4 protein-coding genes are annotated in these 3,143 nt (G+C 77.2%); 2 read left to right on the plus strand and 2 right to left on the minus strand.

Features of this window, described 5'->3' with window-relative positions:
* Positions 1-292, minus strand: a 292-nt coding sequence (locus tag GFJ45_RS15725) for a coenzyme F420-0:L-glutamate ligase (protein WP_194288730.1), incomplete at its 3' end; no start/stop codon positions are given.
* Positions 289-1,356, minus strand: a complete 1,068-nt coding sequence (gene cofD / locus GFJ45_RS15730) for a 2-phospho-L-lactate transferase (protein ID WP_153398955.1) — start codon at positions 1,354-1,356, stop codon at positions 289-291. The genes GFJ45_RS15725 and cofD, both read right to left, overlap by 4 nt.
* A 149-nt stretch (positions 1,357-1,505) precedes the next feature.
* Here cofD and GFJ45_RS15735 point away from each other — a divergent pair, with 149 nt between their 5' ends.
* Positions 1,506-1,769 (plus strand): WhiB family transcriptional regulator, encoded by a 264-nt coding sequence (locus GFJ45_RS15735; protein ID WP_153398961.1) that lies wholly within the window; start codon positions 1,506-1,508, stop codon positions 1,767-1,769.
* A gap of 21 nt (positions 1,770-1,790) precedes the next feature.
* Positions 1,791-3,143 (plus strand): glycosyltransferase (locus GFJ45_RS15740; protein WP_153398958.1); only part of this gene is annotated, 1,353 nt, incomplete at its 3' end.

Genomic DNA, 3,143 nt, shown 5'->3' on the forward strand with positions numbered 1-3,143 from the left:
CCACCCGCGTGCTGCCGGCCGGGCCCCGCCGCTCGGCCACGACGGCGCGGCTGCGGCGCAGCACCTCCTGCTCCTTGGCCCGGGCCGCGCCGGCGGCGTCGGGGTCGTGCGGCACCCGCAGCCCCATCGCCTTGGAGACCACCTTGGAGCTGACCACGAGCACGTCGCCGTCCTGCAGCGCGACCCCGCCGCGGGAGAGCGCGGCCAGCAGCAACGCGCCCAGGTCGGCACCGCGTGACACCTCCGGCACACCGGTGACCGGCAGCACCGTCACCGGGCCGGGCGTGCTCACCGCAGCTCCAGCGCCAGCTGGAGCGCGGCGCCGGCGAGCGCCTCGGCCCCGAGGGCGTCGCGCATCCGCAGCTCCCGGGTCCGCACCACCAACCCCGACCGGTAGCCGCCGCCGGCCGGCGGGGCGTCCGCGGTGTCCACCAGCCAGCCGTCGAGGAAGTCCTCGTACAGCCCCGCCACGCCCGCGGCGCTCACCTCCACCCCGAGCGGGGCCAGGCAGGCGTCGGCGTGCCCGCGGACCGGCGCGCCGCCGATGATCGGGCTGACCCCGACCACCGGCGCACGGGTCCCGCGCAGCGCGTCGCGGACGCCGGGGACGCCCAGGATGATCCCGATCGAGACCACCGGGTTGCTCGGCGGCAGCAGCACCACGTCGGCCTGCCGAAGCGCGTCCAGCACGCCGGGGGCGGCGGCGGCCCGGTCCAGCCCGGCGACGGTGAACCGCAGCGCGGGCGTGCGAGCCCGGTCCTGGACCCACCACTGCTGGAAGTGCACGGCCCGCTCACCGCCCGCGGCGTCCTCGAGCACCACATGGGTCTCGATCGGGTCGTCGGTGACCGGCAGCAGCCGGACCCCCCGCTCCGGCAGCCCCCACCGCTGCCCGACGCGCGCGGTCACCTGGCTGAGCGTCCCGCCCTGGGACAGCCAGCGGGTGCGGGCGATGTGGGTGGCCAGGTCCCGGTCACCGAGCCGGAACCAGTCCGGTCCGGAGCCGAGCCGGGCCAGCTCCTCGCTGGCGGCGAAGGTCTCCTCGGCCCGGCCCCAGCCCTGCTCCTCGTGGACGCCACCGCCCAGGGTGTAGGCCAGCGTGTCCAGGTCGGGGCAGACCCGCAGCCCGTGCAGCGTGATGTCGTCGCCGGTGTTTCCGATCACCGTCAGCTCCACCGGGCCCGCCGGCCCGAGGCCGCCGGCCAGCCCGCCGGCCCGGCCTGACGGTCCGGGCGACTCGCCGCCGTCGGGTCCCTCCGCCCGGTGTCCGTGCTGCTCAGTGCGCTGCAGGTGGTGGACCAGGCCGCGCAGGAACCGTGCCCCGCCGACCCCGCCCGCCAGTGCCGTGATCCGCATGCGGACCATTGTGGGGGGCGCCGCGGGCGACGCCGACGGCGGTGGGGGCGGTCCATCTAGCAGCCTTGGGGTTGACTTGAGCGGATGACACGCGTGTAATTCTGGTGTTGTTACTTGTGCCGGAGGGTCGAGGAGGAGCCGTGCACGGGATGGAGATGCTCACGCTGTTGTCCGCCGCCGAGCCTGAGGGCGAGGAGGCGTCGTGGCAGGAGCGGGCGCTGTGCGCCCAGACGGACCCGGAGGCGTTCTTCCCTGAGAAGGGAGGGTCGACCCGGGAGGCCAAGAAGGTCTGCACCGGATGCGAGGTGCGTGCCGAGTGCCTGGAGTACGCCCTGGCCAACGACGAGCGCTTCGGTATCTGGGGCGGCCTGTCCGAACGGGAGCGCCGCAAGCTGAAGAAGCGCGCGGTCTAGGCGAGTACCCTGCTCCGCCCTGTGACCGCCCCGCCCGGGGCACGCGCTCGCTCGCGACGGCGCGCCCCCGTCGAGGACGTCACCGTCCTCGTGCTCACCCGACCCGGCGGTCCGCTCATCGACCCGCTGCTGGACGCGCTCGCCGCACAGACCCGGCTCCCCGCCCGCGTGGTCCTCACCGGACTCGACCCCGATGAGGACGAGGTGGCCCGGGCCAGGAGCCACCCCCTCGTCAGCACCCACGGCGCCGAGCTGGTCGTCGCCGACCGGCAGCAGCCGGCGGCTCGCGCCGACGAGGCCGCGGCGCCCGCGTGGTCACGCGTGGTCGACCGCGCCCTGGCCGGCCTGCCCGTCGGCCCGGCCACCTGGGTGTGGGTGCTGCACGACGACTCCGACCCCGAGCCCACGGCCCTGGAGCGGCTGGTCGCCGCGGTCCGGCAGTCCTCGGACGTGGGCGCGGTCGGTCCCAAGCTGGTGGACGCCGAGGCGCCCCGCCGGCTGGTCGGTGTGGGGCTGACCACCACCCGCGCCGGCCGTCCCACGGGCGAGGAGGTCACCGGGCTGGTGGACCAGGGCCAGCTCGACCGGCGACGGGACGTGCTCGGCGTGCCGCTGGCCGGCCTGCTGGTGCGTGCGGAGGTGCTGGCCGAGGTCGGCGGGATGGACCGGGTCGGCGACGGGGGCGCCGAGGGGCTGGACCTGAGCTGGCGCTGCCACCTGGCCGGCCACCGGGTCCTGGTCGCGCCGGCCGCGGTGGTCCGGCAGGGCGCCGGCAGCCAGCCCTCGCGGTGGCGCCGGCGGCTGGCCACCCGGCACGTCGCGCTCGCCCGCGAGGCCTGGTGGTGGGTCCCGCTGCGGGCCGCCGGGGTGCTGCTCACCTCGGTGCTCGCCGCGGTCCTGCTGCTGCTCGTCAAGCGGCCGCGGGAGGCGGCCCTGGAGTGGGCCGACGTCGTGGCGGTGCTGACCCCGTGGCGCCGGGTGGGCGCCCGCTGGCGCTTCCGCGGTCGCCGCCGGGTGCGACGGCGAGACCTGCAGACCCTGTTCGACCGGCCGGCCGCGGGGTGGCTCAGCACGGTCGACACCGTCCAGGAGGCCGTCACCCCCGGCGCCAGCCGGCGCGCCGCCGCGGGGCCGGTCGGGAGCCGGGAGACCGGGCCGGTCGATGAGGACGCGCAGTCGCTGGAGGTCCCCGACCGCCGCCGGGTGAGCACGGTCCCCTGGGTGCTGCTGGCCGTGGTCGCCGCGGTCGCGGCGGTGCGCTGGCGGGAGCACTGGGGTGCCTTGGCCGGCAGCGGCCGCGGCCTCAGCGGGACCGAGCTGCCCGGCAGCCTCGCCGCCGCCACCAGCTCGGCGACCTGGCACGCGCTGCGTGAC

The sequence above is a fragment of the Ornithinicoccus halotolerans genome (genome assembly GCF_009602535.1).
In the GTDB taxonomy this organism is placed as follows: domain Bacteria; phylum Actinomycetota; class Actinomycetes; order Actinomycetales; family Dermatophilaceae; genus Ornithinicoccus; species Ornithinicoccus halotolerans.

Coding starts and splice junctions, on each gene's coding strand:
- cofD (WP_153398955.1), bottom strand. CDS start 1,356: ATGCGGATCACGGCACTGGCGGGCGGGGTCGGCGGGGCACGGTTCCTG.
- GFJ45_RS15735 (WP_153398961.1), top strand. CDS start 1,506: ATGGAGATGCTCACGCTGTTGTCCGCCGCCGAGCCTGAGGGCGAGGAG.